The sequence below is a fragment of the Devosia sp. genome (assembly GCF_034675085.1).
Classification (GTDB): domain Bacteria; phylum Pseudomonadota; class Alphaproteobacteria; order Rhizobiales; family Devosiaceae; genus Devosia.
Genome location: NZ_JAUCDN010000328.1, coordinates 1 through 3,572, shown reverse-complemented (window position 1 = coordinate 3,572; position 3,572 = coordinate 1). Strand labels below are relative to the sequence as shown.

Below are 3,572 nucleotides of genomic sequence, written 5' to 3'. Positions count from 1 at the left end.
TTCGCCTTTGCCCTGCTGGCTCCGGCACTCATCTATATCCTCACCATCGTGGCCTATCCGCTGGTGGATACGGTCATCCTCTCCTTCACCAACGCCTCGCTCAAGGCCACCTATGATTTCATCGGCTGGGCCAATTACCAGCGCATCTTCACCGCCGGCAATTTCACCGATGTCATCATCCGCACCTTCATCTGGACCTTCTTCTCGGTCTCGCTGAAGATGATCATCGGCATGTGTGGCGCCGTGCTGCTCAATGCCGCCATTCCCGGCCAGACGCTGTTCCGCATCCTCACCATGCCGCCCTGGGTCGTGCCCATGGCCATCGGCATCTATATGTGGGCGTGGATGTATAACGGCCAGTTCGGCATGATTTCCGGCCTGTTGCAGAATTTCGGCTTCACCAGCCGGCCCATCGCCTGGCTGGCCTATGGCGAGACCGCCTTCTGGGCCACCATCGTCACCGATGTGTGGATCGGCGTGCCCATGGTCACCATCTATTTCCTGGCCGCCATGCAATCCATTCCCAAGGATCTGCACGAGGCCGCCTGGACCGACGGGGCAGGGCGCTTCTACCGCTTCCGCCGCATCACCGTGCCGCTGATGGTGCCCGCCATCATCACCATGAGCCTGCTCTCGCTCATCGCCACCTTCAATTCCTTCGACATCATCTGGATTTTGACCCAGGGCGGCCCGTCCGGCTCCACCACCACGATGATCATCGACACCTACAAGACCGCCATCGGCAGCCGCAAATATGGCGAAGGCGCTGCCCGCGCCGTGGTCATCTCCATCTTCGTGACCATTTTCTGCATCGTGTACTTCCGCGCCGTGCGCAAGCTTCAGCAGGGAGAAGCCAAATGAGCGATGTCGCGCGCACCGCCGAAACCGCCGCCGCCACGCCCGCCGTCAAGGGCAAGCCGCTCGCTCTTCGCCGACGTTCCAGCCGTCCCATGATCGACCGCTACAAATGGTACGAGATCGCCGGCTTGTATGTGGGCCTGTTCGTTTTCCTGTTCTTCGTGCTCTCGCCCTTCATCGAGGGGTTCCTGGTCTCGCTCAAGCCGCTGGCGCAGCTGTTTTCCACGCCCTACAGCTTCATCCCCAAGGTCTGGTCGTTCGACGCCTATGTGAATATGTGGACCTCGGTGCCGCTGCTGGGCCTCTACATCTTCAACTCCTTCTTCATCTCCACCATCGTCACCATCATCGTCATCGCCGTGGTGGTGCCGGCGGCCTATGCCTTTGCCCGGTTCAACTTCACCGGGGCCGGTCTGCTGCTGGGCGGGTTCCTCGCCGTCAACATGTTCTCGGGCGCGGTGCTGCTCATCCCGCTGTTCCGGCTGATGCGCACCATGGGCCTGCTCAACACCTATTGGGCCATGATCGTGCCCGGCGCGGCCTTCCTCATCCCCTCCTCGGTCTGGCTTTTGCGCACCTATATGCTGCGCATTCCGCGCGAGCTGGACGAGGCCGCCTGGGTCGATGGCGCCAGCCGGCTCTACACGCTGCGCCGGGTGATCCTGCCGCTGGCCATGCCGGGCATCGTCGTGGTCGCCATCATGACCTTCATCGGCGCCTACGCCCAGCAATTCATCTTCGCGCTGACCTTCAACTCGAAATCCGAATTCATGCCGCTGCCGATCGGGCTCTTCGCCTTCTTCGGCAAGCAGGAAGTGGTCTGGAACGAGCTGATGGCGGCCTCTTTCGTCGGAATCCTGCCGGTCATGATCGTTATCGTGTTCCTGCAGCGCTATCTCGTCGCCGGTCTCACCGCCGGAGCCGTGAAGCAGTAGGGAGAAGGCCCTCGGGCCGTAATCAAGGGAGACTACTAATGCAAAAGACCATCGGTATGCTGGCCGTATCCATGATGGCGCTGGCCAGCGCCGCCTCGGGCGTCTACGCCCAGGACGTCAAGGAGATCAGCTTCATCAACTGCGGTGACGAGCTGACCCAGGGCTATGCCGAGAGCTTCGCTGAATGGGAAGCGGCCAATCCCGGCTATAAGGTCGTGCCCGAGCTGGTCGGCTGGGGCCAGTGCCAGGACAAGGTGACCACGCTCGCCGCCGCCGGCACTCCGGTCGCGCTGGCCTATGTCGGCTCGCGCACCCTCAAGCAGTTCGCCCAGAACGACCTCATCGTCCCCGTGCCGATGACCGACGATGAAAAGGCCGCCTATTACAACTACGTGCCCGACACCGTCACCTTCGACGGCACCCAGTGGGGCGTGCCGGTGGCCTTCTCCACCAAGGCCCTGTTCTGGAACAAGGACCTGTTCGCCGCCGCTGGCCTCGATCCCGACACCCCGCCCAAGACCTGGGAAGAAAAGATCGCTTTCGCCAAGCAGATCACCGAGAACACCGATGCCGCCGGCTATGGTGCCGTCGCCAAGACCTTCGACAACACCATGCACCAGTTCCTCCATTGGGTTTACACCAATGACGGCCAGGTGATCGACGCCGATGGCAACATCACGCTGAATTCGCCCCAGGTGCTCGCCGCCCTGACCGCGCTCAAGGACATCATTCCCTATTCGGAAGAAGGTCCGACCGCCTATGAGCAGAACGAAGTGCGCGCCATCTGGCTCGACGGTGGCGTGGCCATGATCGAAGCCTCCCCCGGCGCCGCCATCCGCGCCGAGGAAGCCGGCATGAACTGGGGCGTGGCCAACCTGCCGCTCGGCCCCGACGCCAAGGGTCCCGGCACGCTGCTCATCACCGACGCCCTGGCCATCTTCAAGGGCACCGGCGTCGAGGATCAGGCGATCAGCCTGGCCAAGTTCCTCACCGACGGCCAGCGCCAGTGGGATGCCGAAATGCTGCAGGGCCTGACCCCGCTGCGCCCGCTCGAGCCCAACACCACCGATCTGGTTGCCGAAAAGCCCTATTGGAAGCCCTTCCTTGACGGCATCGAATTCGGTGGTCCCGAGCCGCTGTTCAACGACTATATCGGTCTGCAGAACACCATGATCGAAATGGTCCAGTCGGTCGTCACCGGCCAGGCCGAGCCCCAGGCTGCCCTTGAAAAGGCCGCCGCCGAGCTCGAACAGTACAAGTAAGCTCCTCCCGCGCCGTCGCCCCTTTGCGGGCGGCGGCGCTCCTTTCCCGCATCCGGAGACGCGCATCATGTCGCAACTGAGCCTCAAGCGCCTCGAAAAATCCTTCAACGAAGCCCGCATCATCAAGGGCATCGACCTGGAAGTGGACGAAGGCGAGTTCGTGGTCTTTGTCGGCCCCTCCGGCTGCGGCAAGTCCACGCTTTTGCGCATGATCGCGGGCCTCGAGGATGTCTCGGCCGGCGAGATCGCGATCGGCGGCCGCGTCGTCAACGACCTGCCGCCCGTGCAGCGCGGCATCGCCATGGTCTTCCAGTCCTATGCGCTTTATCCGCATATGACCGTCTATGAAAACATCGCCTTTCCCCTGCGCGTCGAAAAGCTGCCCCAGGCGGAAGTCGACAACAGGGTGCAGGCCGCCGCCAGGGTGCTCCAGCTCGAAAGCCGTTTGCAGCACCGTCCCGGCCAGCTTTCCGGCGGCCAGCGCCAGCGCGTCGCCATCGGCCGCGCCATCGTGCGC

Annotated in this window: 4 protein-coding genes; all 4 read left to right on the top strand. The window is 62.9% G+C overall.

Going from position 1 to position 3,572, the window contains the following annotated elements; genetic code table 11:
• The coding region (locus VDP82_RS15710) for a sugar ABC transporter permease (RefSeq protein WP_323015767.1) at window positions 1-861 on the top strand (861 nt) is incomplete at its 5' end.
• 89 nt (window positions 862-950) lie between these two features.
• Window positions 951-1,793, top strand: a complete 843-nt coding sequence (locus VDP82_RS15705) for a carbohydrate ABC transporter permease (protein ID WP_323015769.1) — start codon at window positions 951-953, stop codon at window positions 1,791-1,793.
• A 38-nt stretch (window positions 1,794-1,831) separates the two neighbouring features.
• Window positions 1,832-3,055: an ABC transporter substrate-binding protein gene (locus tag VDP82_RS15700; RefSeq protein ID WP_416347128.1), complete on the top strand. Its 1,224-nt coding sequence runs from the start codon at window positions 1,832-1,834 to the stop codon at window positions 3,053-3,055.
• A 67-nt stretch (window positions 3,056-3,122) separates the two neighbouring features.
• The coding region (locus tag VDP82_RS15695; protein ID WP_323015766.1) for an ABC transporter ATP-binding protein at window positions 3,123-3,572 on the top strand (450 nt) is incomplete at its 3' end.

Coding starts and splice junctions, on each gene's coding strand:
- VDP82_RS15705 (WP_323015769.1), top strand. CDS start 951: ATGATCGACCGCTACAAATGGTACGAGATCGCCGGCTTGTATGTGGGC.
- VDP82_RS15700 (WP_416347128.1), top strand. CDS start 1,832: ATGCAAAAGACCATCGGTATGCTGGCCGTATCCATGATGGCGCTGGCC.